At 49.7% G+C, this 21,275-nt stretch carries 22 protein-coding genes; 10 read left to right on the top strand and 12 right to left on the bottom strand.

Annotated features, from left to right (window positions below):
• The 6 genes from JHL22_RS07080 to JHL22_RS07055 form a co-directional block, all read right to left on the bottom strand.
• Nucleotides 1-1,695: an FAD-dependent monooxygenase gene (locus JHL22_RS07080; RefSeq protein ID WP_200235404.1), complete on the bottom strand. Its 1,695-nt coding sequence runs from the start codon at nucleotides 1,693-1,695 to the stop codon at nucleotides 1-3.
• 126 nt (nucleotides 1,696-1,821) lie between these two features.
• Complete coding sequence (locus tag JHL22_RS07075; protein WP_200235402.1) at nucleotides 1,822-2,265, bottom strand: MarR family winged helix-turn-helix transcriptional regulator; 444 nt, start codon at nucleotides 2,263-2,265, stop codon at nucleotides 1,822-1,824.
• 164 nt (nucleotides 2,266-2,429) lie between these two features.
• Nucleotides 2,430-3,305, bottom strand: a complete 876-nt coding sequence (gene accD / locus JHL22_RS07070; protein WP_200235399.1) for an acetyl-CoA carboxylase, carboxyltransferase subunit beta — start codon at nucleotides 3,303-3,305, stop codon at nucleotides 2,430-2,432.
• Nucleotides 3,305-4,147, bottom strand: coding sequence for a tryptophan synthase subunit alpha (gene trpA, locus JHL22_RS07065; RefSeq protein WP_407926765.1), 843 nt, complete (start codon nucleotides 4,145-4,147; stop codon nucleotides 3,305-3,307). The genes accD and trpA overlap by 1 nt, the downstream gene beginning before the upstream one ends.
• Before the next feature lie 9 nt (nucleotides 4,148-4,156).
• On the bottom strand, nucleotides 4,157-5,356 hold the full coding sequence (trpB, locus tag JHL22_RS07060) for a tryptophan synthase subunit beta (protein ID WP_200235395.1): 1,200 nt from the start codon (nucleotides 5,354-5,356) through the stop codon (nucleotides 4,157-4,159).
• Nucleotides 5,357-5,409: 53 nt separating this feature from the next.
• Nucleotides 5,410-7,731: a RelA/SpoT family protein gene (locus JHL22_RS07055; RefSeq protein WP_200235393.1), complete on the bottom strand. Its 2,322-nt coding sequence runs from the start codon at nucleotides 7,729-7,731 to the stop codon at nucleotides 5,410-5,412.
• Between the two features lie 57 nt (nucleotides 7,732-7,788).
• Here JHL22_RS07055 and JHL22_RS07050 point away from each other — a divergent pair, with 57 nt between their 5' ends.
• Nucleotides 7,789-8,292, top strand: a complete 504-nt coding sequence (locus JHL22_RS07050) for a flavodoxin family protein (protein WP_200235391.1) — start codon at nucleotides 7,789-7,791, stop codon at nucleotides 8,290-8,292.
• 56 nt (nucleotides 8,293-8,348) lie between these two features.
• On the opposite strand, the gene JHL22_RS07045 is transcribed toward JHL22_RS07050, so the two are convergent.
• Both JHL22_RS07045 and pncB read right to left on the bottom strand, forming a co-directional pair.
• On the bottom strand, nucleotides 8,349-8,699 hold the full coding sequence (locus tag JHL22_RS07045; RefSeq protein ID WP_200235389.1) for a RidA family protein: 351 nt from the start codon (nucleotides 8,697-8,699) through the stop codon (nucleotides 8,349-8,351).
• A gap of 33 nt (nucleotides 8,700-8,732) precedes the next feature.
• Nucleotides 8,733-9,908, bottom strand: coding sequence for a nicotinate phosphoribosyltransferase (gene pncB / locus JHL22_RS07040; RefSeq protein ID WP_200235387.1), 1,176 nt, complete (start codon nucleotides 9,906-9,908; stop codon nucleotides 8,733-8,735).
• Between the two features lie 112 nt (nucleotides 9,909-10,020).
• On the opposite strand from pncB, the gene fdxA reads away from it, so the two are divergent.
• From fdxA to nth, 5 genes are all read left to right on the top strand, one after another.
• Nucleotides 10,021-10,344 (top strand): ferredoxin FdxA, encoded by a 324-nt coding sequence (gene fdxA / locus JHL22_RS07035; RefSeq protein WP_200235385.1) that lies wholly within the window; start codon nucleotides 10,021-10,023, stop codon nucleotides 10,342-10,344.
• Nucleotides 10,345-10,366: 22 nt separating this feature from the next.
• On the top strand, nucleotides 10,367-11,137 hold the full coding sequence (locus JHL22_RS07030) for a ferredoxin--NADP reductase (RefSeq protein ID WP_200235384.1): 771 nt from the start codon (nucleotides 10,367-10,369) through the stop codon (nucleotides 11,135-11,137).
• A 200-nt stretch (nucleotides 11,138-11,337) separates the two neighbouring features.
• A complete protein-coding gene (locus JHL22_RS07025) occupies nucleotides 11,338-12,570 on the top strand; it encodes a polyhydroxyalkanoate depolymerase (protein ID WP_200235382.1) in 1,233 nt (410 codons plus the stop codon).
• Between the two features lie 55 nt (nucleotides 12,571-12,625).
• On the top strand, nucleotides 12,626-13,324 hold the full coding sequence (rsxB, locus tag JHL22_RS07020; protein ID WP_200235380.1) for an electron transport complex subunit RsxB: 699 nt from the start codon (nucleotides 12,626-12,628) through the stop codon (nucleotides 13,322-13,324).
• On the top strand, nucleotides 13,321-13,959 hold the full coding sequence (gene nth, locus JHL22_RS07015) for an endonuclease III (protein WP_200235378.1): 639 nt from the start codon (nucleotides 13,321-13,323) through the stop codon (nucleotides 13,957-13,959). Before rsxB ends, nth begins: the two co-directional genes overlap by 4 nt.
• Before the next feature lie 104 nt (nucleotides 13,960-14,063).
• Here nth and JHL22_RS07010 read toward each other — a convergent pair whose 3' ends face one another.
• From JHL22_RS07010 to JHL22_RS06995, 4 genes are all read right to left on the bottom strand, one after another.
• Complete coding sequence (locus JHL22_RS07010; protein WP_200235376.1) at nucleotides 14,064-14,807, bottom strand: ABC transporter ATP-binding protein; 744 nt, start codon at nucleotides 14,805-14,807, stop codon at nucleotides 14,064-14,066.
• Nucleotides 14,804-16,627, bottom strand: a complete 1,824-nt coding sequence (locus JHL22_RS07005; RefSeq protein WP_200235374.1) for a branched-chain amino acid ABC transporter ATP-binding protein/permease — start codon at nucleotides 16,625-16,627, stop codon at nucleotides 14,804-14,806. The genes JHL22_RS07010 and JHL22_RS07005 overlap by 4 nt, the downstream gene beginning before the upstream one ends.
• A gap of 4 nt (nucleotides 16,628-16,631) precedes the next feature.
• Entirely contained in the window at nucleotides 16,632-17,672 is a 1,041-nt protein-coding gene (locus JHL22_RS07000; RefSeq protein WP_200235599.1) for a branched-chain amino acid ABC transporter permease, read from the bottom strand.
• A gap of 118 nt (nucleotides 17,673-17,790) precedes the next feature.
• Nucleotides 17,791-18,966 carry an ABC transporter substrate-binding protein gene (locus tag JHL22_RS06995; RefSeq protein ID WP_200235372.1) on the bottom strand — a complete coding sequence of 392 codons (1,176 nt, stop codon included), beginning with the start codon at nucleotides 18,964-18,966 and terminating at the stop codon, nucleotides 17,791-17,793.
• Nucleotides 18,967-19,230: 264 nt separating this feature from the next.
• Between JHL22_RS06995 and msrB the strand changes: the two genes are divergently transcribed.
• Genes msrB through JHL22_RS06975 form a run of 4 tightly spaced genes read left to right on the top strand, consistent with a single transcriptional unit; the run spans nucleotide 19,231 to nucleotide 21,243 of the window.
• Complete coding sequence (msrB, locus tag JHL22_RS06990) at nucleotides 19,231-19,623, top strand: peptide-methionine (R)-S-oxide reductase MsrB (protein ID WP_200235370.1); 393 nt, start codon at nucleotides 19,231-19,233, stop codon at nucleotides 19,621-19,623.
• Nucleotides 19,620-20,165, top strand: a complete 546-nt coding sequence (locus JHL22_RS06985; protein WP_200235368.1) for a septation protein A — start codon at nucleotides 19,620-19,622, stop codon at nucleotides 20,163-20,165. Before msrB ends, JHL22_RS06985 begins: the two co-directional genes overlap by 4 nt.
• 8 nt (nucleotides 20,166-20,173) lie before the next feature.
• Nucleotides 20,174-20,434: a BolA family protein gene (locus tag JHL22_RS06980; protein ID WP_200235366.1), complete on the top strand. Its 261-nt coding sequence runs from the start codon at nucleotides 20,174-20,176 to the stop codon at nucleotides 20,432-20,434.
• 17 nt (nucleotides 20,435-20,451) lie between these two features.
• On the top strand, nucleotides 20,452-21,243 hold the full coding sequence (locus tag JHL22_RS06975) for a peptidylprolyl isomerase (protein WP_200235364.1): 792 nt from the start codon (nucleotides 20,452-20,454) through the stop codon (nucleotides 21,241-21,243).
• Nucleotides 21,244-21,275: the final 32 nt, after the last annotated feature.

Raw genomic sequence — 21,275 nt, 5'->3', positions numbered from 1 at the left:
TCAGGCAGATTTTTTAATGAATTTCTGGAACGCATTTTCCAGGGAACCCGATACGTATTGCTTCCAGCGACCGCAAATATGATGATCGGGACGCACCAGATAAACCTGGCCCTGGCTTGCCCCATAGCGGGTTTGCAACAATTGCGCATCGACCTTGAAGGTTTTGTCGGCACCGGCGGTAACCGTGTTTTCAGAAGACAGGACAATCACCTTGACAGGCACACTCTGGGCCCTGAGTTCATTGACTTCATTTTGCAATGAATCGGGCAGGCTTGCTTCGTTGCCAAAGTAAATAATATTGAAGTCCAGGCCCAGTTCATCGTACAGATACGGTTCACCAGACAACTTCAGGTTAGGTATAGGCGCGCCATTATCCAATTCCGGGATCATGTCCTGGTTATCATCGCCAATACTGTTAACCGGAGAAGAACGGTACACATGAGCACGGGAAGTTCTCCAGTGGAACAGTGGCCTAACGAATTCGTGCTTCAGGGACAGGGACAGCGTGGCATCACGCAGCAAACGGAAGCCGTCGGTGGGCGGTGCCATGAAACGGGTGCTTTTACCCGCTTCATCAATAATTTCCATCGCGGCACCAACACGGTCACTGGTATAAGAATTAAGCAAATAAGAAGAGCCCCAACCTTTAATGGTGGCCACCAGTTTCCAGCATAAATCCATCACATCCTGAAAACCGGTATTGGCCCCACGCACACCAAAGATGGGTAGCATATGAGCAGAATCACCAGCAAACAAAATACGGTTGTGCACATAATCGGGCAAAGTAAGGGCACGGGCGGAATAGACCGAATACCAGTCCAGTTCCCATTGCTTGTCTTCGTATCCCATCATTTTCAGCTGGGCATTAACCGAGTTGGTAATGTTTTGCAGATCCAGCGCCTCTTCGTTAGAGACATGGGCGGGCAATTGATAGTCAAAACGCCAGATATTATCGGGCTCTTTGTGCAGCAAAATGGTATTACCAGGGTTCCAGTCGGGTGAAAAATAAGCCAGGCGCTCGGTAGGCAAAGGCAGATCAATGCGGATATCCACAATCACAAAACGCCCTTCATAGCTATTGCCTTCCATACCCAGTTCCATACTTTGGCGTACGCCTGAGCGGGCCCCGTCGGCGGCAATCAGCCATGGGGTTTTGTAAGTGTATTCGCCTTCGGGCGTATCCACCACCAGGGTCACCTCATTGTCATCTTGCGAGCATGAGGTCAAATGGTTGCCCCAGCGCAATTCAATCAGGGGCTGTTTGGCGGCTTCTTCAACCAGATAGGTTTCCAGGTAGTTTTGCTGCAGATTGTTCAGGGGCGGATAGCTGTCCTGGGGATCAACCGGCGTCTCCATACGGAAAACGCGCTCGCCATGATAAAAAGAATTGCCACTGGTCCAGGACAGGGCCTTTTCCATAATGCGATCGGCAACACCGGCTACCTTGAGAATCTCCATGGAACGGCGGGTATAGACCAGACCGCGACTTCCTTCGGATACCTGCTGCTCGGATAAAAGCACTATATTTTTAATGCCATGTTTGGCCAGGATAAGCGAGGCAACCAGACCAATCGGCCCCCCGCCTACAATGGTAACAATACCATTGGACTGGGCAGGATCAGACGGAAAGGTGTGTGGGTAAACGGTGTATTCGTGATACAGGGATTTACGCGGAACAGTAACAGGCGTATGCATAATGTCTCCATGAATGGAAAATATTTAATTTATGTTTGTAAAAACTATGCAATACGTAGAAGTAATTGCACTTGCAAGCAATTTTAGTTGCAAACACAACCATTTTCAAGTTTTTTTTGATTTGCGTTAATTATTTTCCAGATTGTGCTGGATTTTATTCATTAAATTAATTAAATTTTGTTGTTCTTCTGCCGATAATGTCTTCATCGCAATTTCATTGCGGTGCGTAATCAAGCTTACCACTTCCTCATACACCAGCCTTCCTTTTTCTGTCAGGGATAAATCAAAGGCCCGGGCATCCTGTTTTTGCTGGCGCTTTTCTATCAGGCCCTTGCCCACCAAAGAGACCACCGCCCGGCTGCCCTGGCTTTTATCAAGGTTGGCTTTTTTGGCTACCTGCACCACTGACAGCATTTTATTAAAACCAATCACGGCCAGCACCCTGCCCTCGGCAAAAGAAATACAGGCGTGCTCAATGTCCGCATAGTCTGCATGCCTGTCAATTAACTTGGCTAGGGAATGCAGTTTATAGGTAAGTGAATTTTCAAGATTAAAAGAATCGGCCGACATTTTATTTTTGACATGAATGATTAAATTGCCATTATTCTATCAGCCATTGCGACAATATCATCTTTTTTAAGCGAACAAGCCCGGCCATGCAGGCACAGCCGGGCTTGTTCGCTTAATAAGGCAATTTGTTGTTAACCAACCACAATAAGGCTCGTCAAGCGGGTTTATGCAGACAGGGCTTCGTTGGACTGACGGGTTAACAAAGCCATTAAGCGGGCCAGTTCTTCACGTAAGTCATGGCGTTTAACCACCATATCCACCGCCCCTTTTTCTAGCAGGAATTCAGCACGCTGGAAGCCTTCGGGCAACTGTTCGCGCACGGTTTGCTCAATCACCCGTGGGCCTGCAAAACCAATAAGGGCCTTGGGCTCGGCAATAACCACATCACCCATAAAGGCAAAACTGGCCGATACCCCACCCATGGTGGGATCAGTGAGTACACTGATAAAAGGCAAGCCTTCGGCAGAAAGCCGGGTAAGCATGGCATTGGTTTTAGCCATTTGCATGAGTGAAAACAGACTTTCCTGCATCCGTGCCCCACCCGAAGCAGACACGCAAATAAACGGGGTACGGTTCTCGATGGCGGCTTGCACACCGCGCACAAAACGCTCTCCGACCACTGAACCCATTGAACCGCCCATGAAGTTGAATTCAAAACAGGCAAGCGTAACCGGCAGGGACATAATCGCCCCGCTAACCACCACCAGGGCATCGGTCTCGTCGGTTAGTTTCACGGCTTCGGCCAGACGCTCGGGGTACTTGCGGCTGTCCTTGAATTTCAGGGGGTCGGTTGAACGGATGTTATTACCAATTTCAACCCGCCCTTCTTCATCAAGCAGGGAATTTATACGCGCACGCGAAGCCAGACGCATATGATGGTCGCACTTGGGGCAAACGTTCAGGGCCCGTACCAGATCTTCCTTATACAGGGCCGTTTCGCAAGAGGGGCATTTAACCCATACACCCTCAGGAACACGCCGTGAACCCGAATCGGCTTTCTTGTTGATACGGGGAGGGAGAATTTTATCAAGCCAACTCATTATTTATCCTTGTTTTGAACCTTGTCCAGCGCTTCACGTACGCCTTTAAGCCACGTGCTTGCTGAAGCAACGGCCACGTCGGTGACCTGATCTTCGGGCTTGCCGACGATGGCCTGTTCCATGGTTTCGATGATTTTACTGCCAATCACAACCGCATCGGCCACTTGGGCAATTTTGGCGGCACTTTCGGCATCACGAATGCCAAAACCGACACCCACCGGTATTTTTACGTGTTTCTTGATGGCCAGCACGCGTTGCTGCACATCTTCAATATCTAAGGCACCAGAACCGGTTACGCCACGCAAAGACACATAATACACATAGCCTTCGGCGATGTTGCCCACTGTTTTAATACGCTCTTCGGTAGACGTGGGCGCCAATAAAAATATCGGGGAAATGCCCTGCGCTTTTAAAAGCCCGGTAAATTCATCAAATTCCTCGGGCGGATAGTCTACCACCAATACACCATCCACACCCGCAGCACCGGCTTTTTCCGCAAAAATAGCACGCCCCATGGCTTCAATAGGGTTGGCATACCCCATTAACACAACCGGTGTTTCGTTATTAAGCTTGCGGAACTCGGCCACCAGCTCCAGAACCCGTGGCAGGCCAACACCCTTGGCAATGGCCCGTTCAGCGGCACGCTGGATAACCGGGCCATCGGCCATGGGATCGGAAAACGGCACACCCAGTTCGATAATGTCAGCCCCCGCCTCTGCCAGACTGTGCATTAATGCCAGTGTGGCTTGCGGACTGGGGTCTCCGGTGGTGATGTAGGGAATGAGGGCTGCGCGTTGCCCAGCCTTTGCAAATGCATTGTCTATTCTTTTTAAAGCCATTATTGTTTTCCTTTACAGCTCGATTCCGCTAAATTCAGCTACAGTATGAATGTCTTTATCGCCACGGCCTGACAGGTTGACCAGAATAATCTTGTCGGCAGGCAAGGTGGGCGCCAGCCGGGCCGCATAAGCCAGGGCGTGGGAGGATTCAAGCGCGGGAATAATGCCTTCAAAGCGACAGCAATCATGAAATGCCTGCAGCGCCTGTGCATCGTTGGCGCTTTCATAGGAAACACGGCCAATTTCACTTAACCAGGCATGCTCGGGGCCCACGCCGGGGTAATCGAGGCCGGCGGAAATGGAATGGGTTTCCTGCACCTGGCCATCTTCATTTTGCATCACAAAGGTACGGTTGCCATGCAACACACCGACCTGGCCTGCATTAATAGAGGCGGCGTTACGTGGAGTATCCAGACCCTCGCCAGCGGCTTCAACACCAATCAGTTTGACGTCTTCGTGGGGAATATAGGGATAGAAAATACCCATGGCATTGGAGCCACCACCCACGCAGGCAACCACGCAGTCTGGCTGACGGCCGGTGTGCTGAGGCATTTGCTGCAGACACTCTTCGCCAATAATTTTTTGGAAGTCACGAACCATGGCCGGATAAGGATGCGGGCCGGCAACCGTACCAATAATGTAGAAAGTGTCATCAATATTGGTAACCCAGTCGCGCATGGCTTCGTTCAGGGCATCTTTAAGTGTTTTTGAACCCGATTCAACTGGCACCACGGTAGCACCCAGCAGCTTCATGCGATAAACATTAAGTGCCTGGCGGCGGACGTCTTCGGCCCCCATATAAACCACGCATTCAAGGCCGTAACGGGCCGCAACGGTTGCCGTGGCCACACCATGCTGGCCGGCGCCGGTTTCGGCAATGATGCGGGTTTTACCCATTTTACGGGCCAGAAGTATTTGGCCAATACAGTTATTGATTTTATGTGCACCAGTATGATTCAGGTCTTCGCGCTTGAGCCAGATCTGGGCACCACCCAGGAGCTCTGACCAGCGTTTGGCGTGATAAACCGGACTGGGACGACCCACAAAATGAGCCAACTCATAATTATATTCGGCAACGAAATCGGGATCATTCCGGTATTTTTCGTAAGCGTCGTTCAGTTCTTTAATGGCATGCATTAATGTTTCGGCAACAAAAATACCACCAAACCGGCCAAAATGGCCTTTTTCATCTGGGTAATTATAGGGTTTCAAAACGCCTCCTGCAGCGCATTCAGTTATTTTATTTAACAACCATTTTACCCAATTTAGCAGCGGGACGCAGACATTACCCCCGGGACTTCCAATAAGGCTTGCAACGCCCGGGACAGTTGTTCGCCATTCTGGATCTCGATGGTAAAGTGCATATGCGCCAGCGAACGCTTGCTTTGCGTATTCACCCCCACCACCTTGAGCTTGAGTTTGGAAAAGGTTTCTGAGATATCCCGCAGCAGGCCATTGCGGTCCTGGGCATGCACGGCAATATTAACCGGATAAACCGCGGCTTCGGTATTGCCCCAGGCAACATCAATCACCCTTTCGGGATTTTTATGCTTTAGCACAGCAAATGACGTGCAATCCTGCCGGTGAATGGACACCCCCCGGCCACGGGTTACAAAACCCTCGATAGCATCAGGCGGTGCCGGGTGGCAACAGCGGGCCAGCTGGGTCATAAGGGAATCTACCCCTACCACCAACACACCGCTTTTGCCAGTATGGCCAGTATTGGTTTGACGCGCCACCGTGATTTTATCTTCTGAACCGGCCTCTGCCACAGGCTCGGCAAAGGCCGATGCAATAGCGCGCAAGCTGAACTCATCTTTGGCCACGGCCACATACAGGTCATCGGCACGGGCAAAACCCAGTTTTTCGGCCAGTTGTTCTTGATTAACGGCCGTTTTACCCAAGCGCTGCAATTCTTTCTCAACCTGCTCTTGCCCGTTGGTAATGCGTTTTTGCAATTCAATGGCATTAAACCATAGCCGTACCTTGGCCCGGGCCCTGGGGCTGGCCAAATAACCCAATTGCGAATTCAGCCAGTCACGGGAAGGCCCGCCCGATTTGGCGGCAATCACCTCAACCGTCTGGCCGGTTTTCAGTTTGGTGTTAAGCGCCACCATCTGACCATCTACCTTGGCACCCCGGCAACGGTGTCCCAGGTCTGTATGCAGGTGATAGGCAAAATCAACCGGGGTACTGCCTTCGGCCAGCTCAATAACCCTGGCCTGTGGCGTCAGCACATAAATGCGCTCATGCCTTTCTTCCTCTTTCATTTGCTCAAGCTGTTCACCGGTTTTTTTCAATTCGGCTTTTTTACGCTCTAGCCCGGCCTGATCGGCACCATTTTCTTCTATGGATTTTTTTTCTTCTTTTTCGGCAATGCCTACTTCTTTGCGCCATGACAGCAATTGGCGCATCCAGGAAACCTGGCGATCATACAGGCTGGAAGCGGCCACCTGCCCGCCTTTTACCCCAGCCTCTTTGTAACGCCAGTGCGCCGCCATGCCATATTCGGCAAACTGGTGCATTGGTTGGGTACGGATTTGCACTTCAAAAGCGCGGCCATCATCGCCCATTACCACGGTATGAAGGGAACGGTAACCGTTGGGTTTGGGATGGGCAATGTAATCATCGTATTCATCCATAACCGGCGTCCACTTGGCATGCACCAAGGACAAGGCGGTATAGCAATCACGTTCAGTATCCACAATAATACGCAAGGCCTGCAAATCGTACAACTGGTCGAACTCAAGCTTTTTATTGCGCATTTTGTTGTAAATGCTGTAAATATGCTTGGCACGACCGGCTACATCGGCCTTAATGCCCATTTCCTGCAGCGAATCCCGAATATCCTTAACGGTTGCGGCCACATGACTTTCACGTTCCACACGGCGACTTTCCAGTTTTCTGGCAATATCCTTGTATACCTCGGGCTCTAGAAACCGGAAAGAAAGGTCTTCCATTTCCCACTTGATTTGCCAGATACCCAGACGATTGGCCAGTGGCGCATACACATCACGGGTTTCAATAGAAATAGCGGCCGGGCACGGTTTCTTGGTTTCGGCAAACCAGCGCAAGGTTTGCAAACGTGAAGCCAGGCGCACCAGGACAATTCGTAAATCAGTCGCCATGGCCAGCAACATTTTCCGCAGCATTTCCTGCTGGTTGGCACTACTGGCGTTTTCCTGGTTGCCTGCAGCCCCTGCATTACGGGCCACCTCACCAATTTTAACCAGCTCGCGTGAACCCTGGACCAGATTAAATACTTCAAGCCCAAACTGATTGATAATGTCGTTTTTATAGTTTTTTTCTGACGCAGCTTCCTGTTTTGAAGGCCTTGCCGCAATAAGACCCGACACCATGGTGGTGGCATCTACCTGCAACAGGGATAAAATCCTGACCACCCCCGCAGCATGCCCAAGCGCGGGTTCACCGGTTGCAAGAACCTGACCGGCCATGTTTTGCATGACCCAGTCTACCGCCTTTTCAAGCTGTTGCCGATCTTCAGCCCCCAGGTCATCACACACCGAGTCCAGCCATGCTTCGTCAAGGGCGTTTTTATTATCACTATCGGGTATCATGTGAATCATGGTTAAAAATATAATAAGAAATCAAATGGGACACCCCGTATTGTACAGGCCGAAACTATGGACGCAAATACAAAAACGCTATTAATCATCTGGCATTCTCGCACCCATGCCGCCAGGCTGGCGGCACAGGCCGCCCATGACAGCGCCTGCAAAATCCGCCAGGAGCTGGACCAGCAAGATGAAATCATTATGGTGCACGCCAATGAGGTAACGCTGGACCAGCTTTTGCAGGCAAACGCCTACCTGTTTTGTGCCCCCGAAAACCTGGCCAGCCTAAGTGGTGCGATGAAAGAATTTTTTGACCGTTTTTATTATGACTTGCTGGACAAGGTAGAAGGACGACCATACAGCGCCATTATTACCGCCGGCTCAGACGGCCAGGGCGCACTGCGGCAGCTGCAACGCATTTGCACCGGCTGGCGTCTTAACGAAAAGGTGCCCCCCATCATATTGAATACCGCGAGCCAGACCAAAGAAGAAATCCTGGCCCCCAAAACCCTGTCTGCCAAACAACTGGCGCAGGCCGCCGAAGTGGGCGGCACGCTTTATGCGTGGTTGTGAAATAGGCATCCCCACTTGAGACATGGGAGCAAGTAAAACGAGTACAGCGCGGCTATTTACAGCGCGGCGGTAACAATAATCTCAACCTTGTAATCAGGGTTACCCAAGCGGGCTTCCACCGTTGCGCGTGGTGGAGCATTTTCTTTGGAAACCCACTGATCCCATACCTTATTCATAGCCGGAAATTCGGCAATATTGGCCACATAAATTTGCGCCATTAAAATTCTTTCCTTGCTAGTGCCTGCCTGTGCCAGCAAATCATCGATGATTGCCAACACCTGGGCGGTTTGGCCTTCCATATCCTGTGAAACGTCATTGGGAACTTGCCCAGCCAGGTAGGCAACCCCATTATAGACAGCCATATCAGACAATCGGGCACCCACATTGGTACGTTTAATATCGCTCATTCAAGATTTCCTGTAAAAGGTTTTAAGAAAAAATCAGGCGGCAGGTAAATCAAACACATGCCGCAAATAAGATAGATAAGCCGGGTCGTCACACATGGTTTTTTCGGGCTCGTCTGAAACCTTGGCAACCGGCTGGCCATTGCAACGCACCATTTTCATGACCACCTGCAAAGCTGGCACACCCATATCGTTGGTTAAATTGGTGCCAATGCCAAAAGACACCTTGCAACGCCCCTGAAACCGGCGCGCAATTTCTATGGCCATTGGAAAATTAAGATTATTGGAAAATACCAGTGTTTTGCTGCTTGGATCTACCCGGTTGGCCTGGTAATGGGCCAACAGACGCTCTCCCCATTCAAATGGGTCGCCGGAATCGTGCCGCGCGCCATCAAACAGCTTGCAAAAATACATGTCGAAATCACGCAGGAAAGCATTCAACCCGTAAACATCAGAAAGCGCAATACCCAGATCACCACGGTATTCTTTGGCCCACATTTCAAGGGCAAACACTTGGGAATCGCGCAAGCGCGGTCCCAATGCCTGGCAGGCCTGCAGATATTCGTGCCCCATGGTGCCCAAAGGCGTTATATTATATTCCTTGGCCATTAACACATTACTGGTCCCTACGAAATAATTACCCATTTTTTCTATCAGGGTTTTAACCACTTCGTGATGCCAGGCTTTGGAGAAACGCCGGCGGGTACCGTATTCGGAAATTTTGAAACTTTTCAGGTCGGTACTGGCATTAACCAGTTCAATCTTTTCATTCAGACGACGCCTGCCTTCCGTCCAATCAAGGATTTTATGTTCATTGCGAAAATACACTTCATTTACAATAGCCAGCACCGGAATTTCAAATAAAATCGTATGCAGCCAGGGGCCTTTGGCTTCGATCGTGATTTCCCCGTCTTCGGGGCCCTCGGCAACTTCAATACACTTTTCAGGCAAATGAAACAGACTTAGAAAATCAACAAAATCGCTTTTAATGAAACGCATATTGCGCAAATAATTCAGTTCATCTTCAGTGAAGCGCAACTGGCACAGGGAATGGATTTCCTTGCGTATTTCATTAATATAAGGGCGCAAATTGACACCCTTGGAACGGCACTTGAAACGGTACTCTACCTGAGCGCCCGGGAATTGATGCAACACAACCTGCATCATGCTGAATTTATATAAATCAGTATCTAAAAGCGATGTAATAATCATGTCTATCACAGAGAATTTTTCATAACCATATCACAGCTATCAGGGTTTTGAGCACCAACTATTTCAAGATTGGGTAAAATCACATTTTTAATGTCGTTTATTGGAGTTTTAAATGACTCACGTTGTTACCGAAAACTGTATTAAATGTAAATATACAGACTGTGTCGATGTATGCCCTGTCGACTGTTTCAAAGAGGGCCCCAACTTCCTGATCATTGATCCGGACGAATGCATTGACTGTGCCGTCTGTATTCCGGAATGTCCTGCCAATGCCATTTTTGCAGAAGAGGACGTTCCGCAGGACCAGATCCATTTCATTAAAATCAATGCCGACCTTAGCCCTGATTTCCCAACCATCAGCCGTTCTAAAAAACCGCTTGACGATGCTGATGATTGGAATAACGTACCTGACAAACTCCAGTATCTGGAAAAATAGCTGACTGAAAAAACAGGAAAATATGACTGACCAGAAATATACCCGTGAAATGGTAACCGGTATAACCGAATGGGTTCCCGGCAAACTCTTCTCGATCACCACTACACGCGATAGTGCCTTCCAGTTTGAACCGGGCCAGTTTGCCCGACTTGGCCTGCCCGCCAACGACGATCCTGCTGCAGAACCCTCTATCTGGCGCGCCTATTCTATGGTCAGCACCCCCGAGGATGATTTCCTGTCTTTTTACTCTATTGTGGTCCCTGAAGGTGAATTCAGCCCGCGACTGGCCGGTCTTAAAACCGGCGATCCGGTTTATATCGACAAAACCGCCTTCGGCTTCCTGACCATAGACCGCTTCCCCCAAGGCGGCGACTTATGGTTACTGGCGACTGGCACCGGGCTCTCGGCCTATATATCCATGCTTAACACCCCCGCCACCTGGACACGTTTTGACAAAATCATCCTGGCCCATGGCGTTCGCACCTGTGAAGAACTAACTTACCAGGATGAAATGGCCAAATGGCAACAGCAGTTTGGCGACCGTTTTGTTTACCTGCCCCTGCCTACCCGCGAAACCTACAAAAACCATCCGCAAGAACGCTTAACCAACCTGATCAGCAATGGCAAGCTTGAGCAGTTAAGTGGCCTGAAACTGGATCCAGAAACTTCAAGAATCATGCTGTGTGGCAACCCCGACATGCTATCCGAAGCCCGGAAAATCCTGGCTGAAAAAGGCTTTGCGGCCGGCAGACGCGGTATTCCGGGCAATCTTGCTGTTGAAAACTACTGGTAACAATTCATTTTTTTCACTAAAAACCAATTTATGACTAGTCATAAAATAGTAATTTCCCTAACTTTTGTCTGTTTTAAGTGAATATTGTCATTTCTTTTCGTTATATCTATATCACTAATGCTAGACTTTTTATCAAGCGCCTGTAATTTTCTGTGCTAAATATAATTTTATGCGCAAAACAACAATAAGGAAGTGAGAGTATGTTGTACCAATTTCATGAATTGACCCGCTCCATACTGGCGCCTATGTCTGCTTTCACCAACATAGGTTCCCAGATTTTTTCAAATCCTTACAGCCCTTATGCCTATATTCCCAATTCAAAACAAATATCGGCAAGCCTTGAACTGATTCATCGCCTTGGCAAAGATTATGAAAAACCCGGCTGGGATATCAATTCTGTTGTAGTAGAAGACCGTGAAGTAAACGTTCGAACCGAAATTGCCTTAAGTCAGCCTTTTTGCAACTTGGTTCACTTTGCACGTGATCTGGAACCCAATGCCAAACCCAGTCCGACAGTACTGATTATTGCCCCCCTTTCAGGGCACCACGCCACTTTGTTGCGCGATACGGTACACACCATGTTAACGTCATTCGATGTATACGTGACTGACTGGATTGATGCCCGCATGATTCCCCTGTCAAAAGGTGTTTTCCACCTGGACGACTACGTAGAGTATATCCAGACGTTCATCCGCACCCTAGGGCCAGACCTGCACGTTATGTCGGTTTGCCAACCCACCGTACCGGTACTGGCAGCCATCTCATTAATGGCAGGCGCCAAAGAAACCACCATGCCAAAAAGCATGATCATGATGGGTGGACCGCTGGATACCCGTTACTCGCCTACCGGAGTGAACAGCCTGGCTAAAACCAAACCCTTTTCATGGTTTGAAAACCAATTGATTCATATGGTGCCTTCCCGTTACCCGGGCGTGGGCCGCAAAGTCTATCCGGGCTTCCTGCAACACGCCGGCTTTGTATCCATGAATCCCGACAAGCATATGCAGTCGCATTACGACTACTACCTGAATCTCATGAGAGGTAACGACATGGAAGCCGGTAGTCACCGCAAATTCTATGACGAATACAATGCGGTACTGGATATGCCTGCCGAATATTATCTGGATACCATTCAGGTGGTTTTCCAGGAAAACCTGTTGCCGCGCGGCCTTTGGGACGTTCGTGGCGTACGGGTAGATCCGGATCATATCCGCAACGTCAAACTCATGACCGTTGAAGGTGAACTGGATGACATTACCGGCCACGGACAAACCCGCGTAGCCCATGAACTGTGTGGCAACCTGCCCAAGGCTGATAAATACCACCTGCAAGCCAGCGGCTGTGGGCACTACGGTATTTTTTCAGGTAACAAATGGCGAACCAGAGTCTTTCCCGAAGTGAAAGAATTCATCAATAACGTCGACCGGGACTGATTTCCGGTTAAAATAAGAAGGCCTGTTAAGCAACAGGCCTTTTTTATTTTTATCTATGACCAACAAATCCCTACTTCATAAAATTGATGCCATCCTGCCGCAAACCCAATGCACCAAATGCGGTTACGATGGCTGCAAACCTTACGCGCAGGCATTAGCCAGACAAGAGACCAGCATCAACCGCTGCCCTCCGGGAGGAACCCTAGGCATACAGCAGCTGGCCAATTTGCTGCAAGTACCGGTATTACCCCTGGACCCCGACTGTGGCACAGAAATCCCCCTGCAAGTGGCGGTCATTGATGAAGCCCACTGTATTGGCTGCACCCTGTGCATCCGGGCCTGTCCGGTAGACGCTATTATTGGCGCCAACAAATTCATGCATACGGTAGACCCGCAATGGTGCACCGGTTGCGATTTATGCGTGGCTCCCTGCCCGGTAGACTGTATTATCATGGTTGATGCCAAGCGCACCTGGCGCCCTGAAGACGCCAATGCCGCCCGCGATCGCCATGAGCAACGTGCCGCACGCCTGCAAAGACTGCACTTGCAGGAAGAAACCCGGCTTAACCAGAAATCTGTTCAAACCGCCACCCACTCCGAAGAGTTGGCCAGCCTGCCCAAGCCGGCACAAGCGCTGGCCAGTGTAAAAACCGCTGAACAACTTAAAAAAGAAGCGATTGCCCTGGCCTTGCAGCGCGCCCGTGAACGACGCCAGCAAAGCATGAAAAAAGACCCTGCCACGACGAAACCATGAACACCGAAAAAAGAAAAGAGATTTTTGCCCGTTTTAAAGCTGCCAACCCCAAGCCCACTACCGAGCTGGAATACGAAAACAACTTTCAATTGCTGATTGCGGTCCTGCTATCGGCACAGGCCACTGATAAGGCCGTTAATATTGCCACCAGAAAATTTTTTAATACCTGCAAAACCCCCCAGGACATCCTGAATATGGGGCTGGAAAAATTTACCGAAGCCATTCGCACTATTGGTCTGTATAAAACCAAGGCAAAAAACGCCTTGACCACCTGTGAAATCCTGCAAAACCAATATAATGGCCAGGTACCCGATAAGCGTGAAGCCCTGGAATCTCTGCCAGGCGTAGGCCGAAAAACCGCCAACGTAGTGCTTAACACCGCATTTGGCCAACCTGCCATGGCGGTAGACACCCATATTTTCCGGGTCTCCAACCGCACCGGCATTGCGCCGGGCAAGAATGTACTGGAAGTGGAAAAAAAGCTGTTACGAATGGTGCCCAAAGAGTATTTGCTTGATGCGCATCACTGGCTGATCTTGCATGGCCGCTATATATGCGTGGCCCGAAAACCCAAATGCCCGCAATGCGGAATTGCAGACCTTTGCGATTTTAAGGATAAAACCAAGCCGGCCTGAAACAACCGGGACATTAAACAAATTCACCGCAAAATACCGCTCTGGAAAACGCGGTCATAAAAACACAGTACAAATCGCTGTCCCGCCAGCGGGACAGCCGTTCATTATTGCTCCTGCTTGCCAAAGCCCAGATAGCTTTCAATCACCCGGGGGTCATGAAGCAGCTCGGAAGCCTTACCTTCAAGACGAACCTCACCCATTTCAAGCACATAACCATAATCGGCCACCTGCAAGGCGGCACGGGCGTTCTGCTCGACCAGCAAAATGGATACCCCGCTTTCGCGAAGACGCATAATGGTATGGAACACCTCACGCACCACCAGTGGTGCCAGCCCCAGGCTGGGCTCATCAAGCATCAGCACTTTGGGCTTGCCCATTAAGGCTCGCCCTACTGCCAGCATCTGACGCTCTCCGCCAGACAAAGTGCCAGCATGTTGCATGCGACGCTCTTTCAGACGCGGAAACAGCTCGTAGACTTCATCAAGCGTGCTTTTCCAGTTTTTTTCACGGGCACGGTAACGGCGAAAACCGCCCAGCAGCAGGTTATCCTCAACCGGCATACTGGAAAACAGCTCACGATTCTCAGGCACCAGACACAGACCATTGGCCACCCGGTCTTCAACAATCAGGCGGCTAATATTTTTCCCCTGATAAACCACCTCACCACTGGCAGAACCAGGAACCGGCAATGAGCCCATCATGGAATTGAGCAAAGTGGATTTGCCCGCGCCATTGGCACCAATCACCGTGACCACCTGGCCACTTTTTACTTTAAGATTGATATTTTGCACCGCCAGCACTTTGCCATACTGTGCGCTCAGGTTTTTTGTTTCCAGTAAGATACTCATGCATTTGCCCCCTTTGCATCAATGGAAATACCCAGATCATCATCGACACCACCCAAATAGGCTTCAAGCACCACAGGATCAACCTGAATCTGCTCGGGTGTGCCTTCGGCAATACGGGTACCAAAGTCCATGACGACCAAATGATTGGTCAGGCGCATGACAAAATCCATATCGTGTTCCACCAGCAAAATACTCATGCCCTCATCGCGCAAACCGGACAGCACGCTGGCCAGCTCCTGTTTTTCTTTGTAGCGTAAACCTGCTGCAGGCTCATCAAGCAGCAGCAAGGTCGGGTCAAGCGCCAGTGCACGGGCAATTTCCACAATACGTTGCTGGCCCAAAGACAGGTTGCCGGCCTGCTCATGCAAATAATTACCCAGACCAACCCGTTCAAGCTGTTTTTTAGCCTCTTGCAACATTTGTGCCTCGGAATCGCGCTCGATATGCAACAGGCTTTGCATAATCCCGGTATTGACGCGCAAATGCGCCCCCAGCGCCACGTTTTCAAGCACGCTCATGGTGGGCAGCAACTGTACGTGCTGAAAGGTACGACCTACCCCAAGCGCGGCAATTTTACGCGATGACAGCGCAGCAATTTCCTGACCCATAAAACGTACCGAACCGCTGGTTAGCGGGTGTACCCCAGTAATCAGGTTAAAGGTAGTGCTTTTGCCAGCGCCATTGGGCCCGATAAGGCCCATGATTTGACCGGCCTGAATATTGAAGCTGATATCATTGACCGCGACCAGACCGCCAAATTCCTTGCGGATGTTGTCAACCTCTAGAATGAGCTGACCATGTTGCGGCCTGCCACGCTGCGGCAAGGGTGAAGATGCTTCGGGCAAGGGTTTGGGCTGTACCAGGCGGCTGCCGGTAAACTTGGCAACAAAATTAACCAGGATGGGCCACAGGCCTTCGCGCGCATGATGCAAAATCAGTACCATTACAATACCAAACACCACCATTTCGAAGTTGGCCGAAGTATTTAACAATTGCGGCACAATATCCTGGATATGGTCTTTCATGGTAAGAATAAGCGTAGAACCGAAGACCGCCCCCCAGATACTGGCTGAACCGCCAATTACCGCCATAAACAGATATTCAATGCCGTAATTGATACCAAACGTGCTGGGGCTGACCGCCCGCTGTTCGTGAGCATACAGCCAGCCGGCCAGCCCGGCCAGTACACCGGCGTATACAAAAGCCACCACTTTATAGTATTTGGTATGCACGCCAAAGGACTCGGCCATACCCGCACCACTTTTAAGGGAACGGATGGCCCGCCCGGGACGGGAATCAAGCAGGTTTTTGCTGAACCAGACGGCCAGCAGCACAAACGCCCAAATAAGGAAATAAATATGTTTGGCCTTCAGCAGCGAAAAGCCAAAGATTTCAATGGGTGGAATACCCGGAATGCCATCGTGTCGCCCCAGAAAACCCAAGTTACCGTACAGATAGTAAAAAACCAGGCAAACCGCAATTGTGCTTAGCGGCAGGTAATGCCCCGACAGGCTTAAGGTAATTTGTCCCAGGATATAGGACACGATGAACGTTAAGACCAAGGCCACCAGCAGACCTACCCAGGGAGAGTAGCCCGCTGTGGTTGACAAATAAGCGGTGGCATAGGCGCCTATCCCGACAAATGCGGCCTGGCCAAAAGACGTCAGACCACCTACGCCGGTAAGCACCACCAGACCCAATACCACCAGGCTGGCAATCCCAATAGAATTCATCTGGTTAATCCAGAACTCGGGCGTGCCCGGGAAAACAGGCAGGACCACCAGAAAAATGATAAAAAGTGCAAGAAATAAACGTTTCATTTTATTATTCTTCATCCTCTTCGTGCTTGACTAAAATAGACCGTAAAAGCAGAACAGGAATAACAATACCAAAGACAATAACTTCTTTATAATCACTGGCCCAGAACGTAGTGAAGGCTTCTATGATGCCAATTGCTATGGCACCAAAAGCTGCCAGCGGATAACTGACCAGACCACCAATAATGGCACCCACAAACCCTTTAAGGCCAATCATGAAACCGGTTTCGTAGGTAATGGTAATGAATGACACAATCATGATGCCAGACAAGGCGCCAACCAACGCGGTTAAAAAGAAAGTAAGGTGCCCCGACATGGAAGTACCAATACCCACCAGACGGGCACCCCGACGGTTAACCGCGGTTGCACGCAAGGCACGGCCATACAGGGTTTTGCCAAAAAACAGCCACAGGGAACCAATAATGGCCACTGTCATGCCAATCACAAACAGGCTTTGATAAGTCCAGGTCAAAGAGGCGATTTCAACCGTACCGTCAAAAAAGGGCTCGGAAACCAGCCAGCCTTCGGCACCAAAAAATACCAGCCCCAGCCCCACCAGCGCATAATGCACGGCAATGGACACAATTAACAGGGTAAGCACCGAATGCTCGGCAACCGGCTCGTAGGCAAGACGGTAAAGCATGGGCCCCAACGGGACAACCAGAAGCAGTGTCAGGAAGGCCTTGACCCATAATGAAGGGTCGGTGGCCAGAACGACCGGCACCGCCCACAGCAAAAACAATGGGTAAATGATAAAAATCCCCAAAGATTTAAGCAGGCTTTTCCTGTCTTTACCCTTATAAACAAAATACAGTTCTTTCAGGAACAAAGCCGCGCCAAACATGGGTAGCAGCCAAATAGTGCCGGGCTTGCCGCCATCGGCCATAATCGCAAAGGTAAGCGCACCAAACGTAACGAACTCACCTTGGGCAATAAAAATAATGCGGGTAACAACAAATACAAGCACCAACGAAACAGCCATCAGGGCGTAAATAACCCCGGTAACCAAACCGTCCTGCATGAGTATTTTGGCAATAGACCAATCCATCTTCTGCTTTTTCTCTTTTGATAGGTAGAACAACAATAGTGCCTGCACATTTGCCACAATGGCCCGTCCTGTGAACAGGACGGGCCACCCGGGCATTGATGACACAGGGCAGGCTTTCTTATTTGGTGCCCAGCTCAGGGGCATAAACCCACTTGCCATCAACCACCTTGACCAGTACGCGAGAGCGTTCGTCTAGACCTGTGTGATTGTTTGGGCTCATGTTAAAAATACCATGGGCGCCTTTCACATCGCTGGTGTTTTCAAGCGCATCACGCATGGCAACGCGAAAGGCTTCGGTACCGGGTTGGGCACCACTGGCAATCGCTTTGGGAATAGCGGCATTGATTAAGGCACCGGCATCCCACATATGGCCACCAAACACACTGACCGAACCTTTGCCGAATTTGTTTTCATAGCTTTCTATGTAAGACAGGCCTTCGGCCTTGACCGGGTTACTGTCACTGAGCTGATCGGCCACCAACAAGGGACCAACGGGCAACACCAGGCCCTCGCAGGCTTTGGCGCATACGCGCAGGAAATCGCTGTTGGCAGAACCATGGGTATGATAGATTTGACCTTTATAACCACGCTGTTTAAGTTCACGCTGTGGCAAGGCACCTGGCGTGCCGGCAGTTGCCACCAGCACCGCATCGGGTTTGGTCGCCAACAGTTTAAGCACCTGGCCGGTCACGCTGGTATCGGGACGGTTATAGCTTTCTTCGGCAACAATCTTGATATCGGTGTCTTTCAAAACACTTTTCACTTCATTGAGCCAGCTTTGGCCATAGGCATCGGCAAAGCCAATCACGCCTAGGGTTTTGACGTTGGCTTTTTGCATGGCGTCAGCCAGGGCCTGTGCCATCAGGGAGTCATTTTGGGGTGTTTTAAACGCCCACTTCTTGGCGCCTTCCTGGGGTTCGACTACCACGGCATTACCTGCCAGACTAATAACCGGCACTTTATTTTCAGCAGCCACATCGACCATGGCTAAAGAACCAGGGGTTACCGTGCTGCCAACCATGACATCAATTTTGTTTTCACTAATCAGCTTGCGCATGTTTTTAACGGCTTGCGTCGTGTCAGTCGCATCATCATAAACAACGTAATTCACCTTGACGCCATCCACTTCTGTGGGAACCACTTCCACCGTGTTTTTTTCGGGAATGCCCAAAGAGGCAGCCGGGCCGGTAGCGGAAATGGACACACCAACGTTAACAACCGTTTGTGCCATTGCAGTACCTAAAAACGCAGTGGCAAGTACCATACTTAAAGAGGTTAATTTAGCAAGCTTCATTTTTAATTTGTCTCCATGGACACAATAATCGGGCAGTAAAACTGCAGGTAACAAAAGGAAAATGAGAATATTAACATCTGTCAGCCAACAAAATACCGCCAAGCCCCGATTTACGCTAACATAGTGCCCTAAAATGGGTTTTTAGCGCACGTTTTCCCTGCGCTTAAATGATAGTAACAAATAAAACAGTTTCAGCCAGAAAAACAAAACACATAATACCCATTTCATTTAAAATAGTCCGTTTATTCTCCAGACAGGTGAACCGTGAAAATAATCAAATCCGATGCACAATGGCAACAGGAACTTACCCCTGAAGAATATTATGTAGCGCGACAAAAAGGCACCGAGCGTGCTTTTACCGGGCGCTACTGGGATACCTTCTCTGCCGGTATCTACCGTTGTATTGGTTGCGGTACGCCCCTGTTTTCTTCAGACACAAAATTTGATGCCGGCTGTGGTTGGCCCAGTTATTTTGAACCAATCAATCCCGACAATGTCAGAGAAGAACGCGACACCAGCCATGGCATGGTCCGCACCGAAATCCTGTGCAACATCTGCGATTCCCATCTGGGCCATATTTTTCCCGATGGACCGCCACCCACAGGCCTGCGTTATTGCATCAACTCTCTTTCTTTACGTTTTGAACCTACCGAATGAAAAAATTCCTGTTTGATTTTTTTCCACTTGTCCTGTTTTTTGTCGCCTTCAAGGTTGCCGACATCTACGTTGCCACCTGGGCGGCCATTGCAGCCAGTGTGGCGCAAATTATCTGGCTCAAGCTACGTAAAAAGCCTATCGAAGCCACCAACTGGATGAACGTGATTATTATTGTCGTGTTTGGTGGTGCCACCATTTATTTCCAGAACGAAGCCTTCGTCAAATGGAAGCCCACCGTTCTTTACTGGATGTTTGCGGCCATTTTGCTGGGTGGCAAACTGTTTTTCAAAAAAAATCTTATTCAAAAAATGCTTGGCGCCCAAATGAGCATGGACAATCATGTCTGGGACAAGCTTAATTACAGCTGGTCGGGCTTTTTTATTGTTGCCGGTGCCATCAACCTGTTTGTTGCCTTTTCAGGGTATTTCACCCTGGACCAATGGGCAACCTTCAAAGTGTTTGGCATGACCATTCTGCTTATTGTTTTTGCCATCGGCCAGTCCCTCTGGATAAGCCGTCATATAGACCTCTCCGAGAACTAAGCCCGCTTATGTCAGATCGTATTAAATTAATTGAAGAAAGGCTCTCAGCCCTTTCACCGCTCAAGCTGGAAATCATTGACGACTCCCATTTGCATGCCGGGCATGCGGGCAGTAAAAATGGTGCCGGCCATTATACCGTCATTATCCAGTCTGCCCTGTTCAACGGTCTAAACCGTGTGGCCCAGCAAAGACTGGTTTATGATGTCCTTAATGACCTGATTCCATTTCCAATCCACGCACTTGCCATTCAAACGCAAACCACTATTTGATTCACAAAAGGAAAGTTATGAAACGTTTTATGTTAATTGCCGCATCTTGCGCGGTTGCCTTGCCCGCTTTTGCCCAGAACATCGCAACCGTTAACGGCAAAGCCATTACCGAAGCCGAACTTAACAACACTGTCAAGGCCCTGATTGCCCGTGGCGCCCAGGATACCCCCGAGTTTCGCAAGCAGTTAACTGAAGAACTCATCAATCGTGCCGTACTGGTACAGGCAGCAGAAAAAGCAGGCATTGCCAAGAAAGATGAAGTTGCCCTTGCCCTGAACAATGCCAAGCAGGAAATTCTGATTGCTTCCTTGTTGCAGGACTGGAGCCAGAAAAACCAGATTTCCGATGCTGAAATCCAAAAAACCTACGATGAAATCGTTAAAGAAAATGCCAACAAAAAAGAATATAAAGTTAAACATATTCTGGTTAAAGACGAAACAGCTGCCAACAAACTGCTAAAAAGCATTAAAGACAAGAAAGCCAAGTTTGCTGACGTAGCCAAAAAAGAGTCCATTGACTCGGGTAGTGGCAAAGACGGTGGCGATCTGGGTTGGGCTCCTGCCGAAAATTACGTTCCGGAATTTGCCAATGCTGTCAAAGCAGCCAAAAAAGGAGAACTGGTTGCCAAACCCGTAAAATCGCAATTTGGCTGGCATATTATCCAGGTTGAAGACGAACGTGCTGCCCAGGCGCCAAAACTGGAAGAAGTCAAACCACAAATTCAGCAAATGCTAAGCCAGCAAGCCCTGCAAAAACACATGCAATCACTGCGTGACGGTGCCAAGGTTGAAGTTACCGAGAAAAAATAAGCCCGGTATAGGCGTTCCCGCGCCATGAACTG

The organism is Advenella mandrilli (assembly GCF_016595155.1).
Lineage (GTDB): Bacteria > Pseudomonadota > Gammaproteobacteria > Burkholderiales > Burkholderiaceae_B > Advenella > Advenella mandrilli.
Note: the sequence above shows the minus strand (reverse complement) of the source record. Positions and strands in the feature narration are given on the sequence as shown.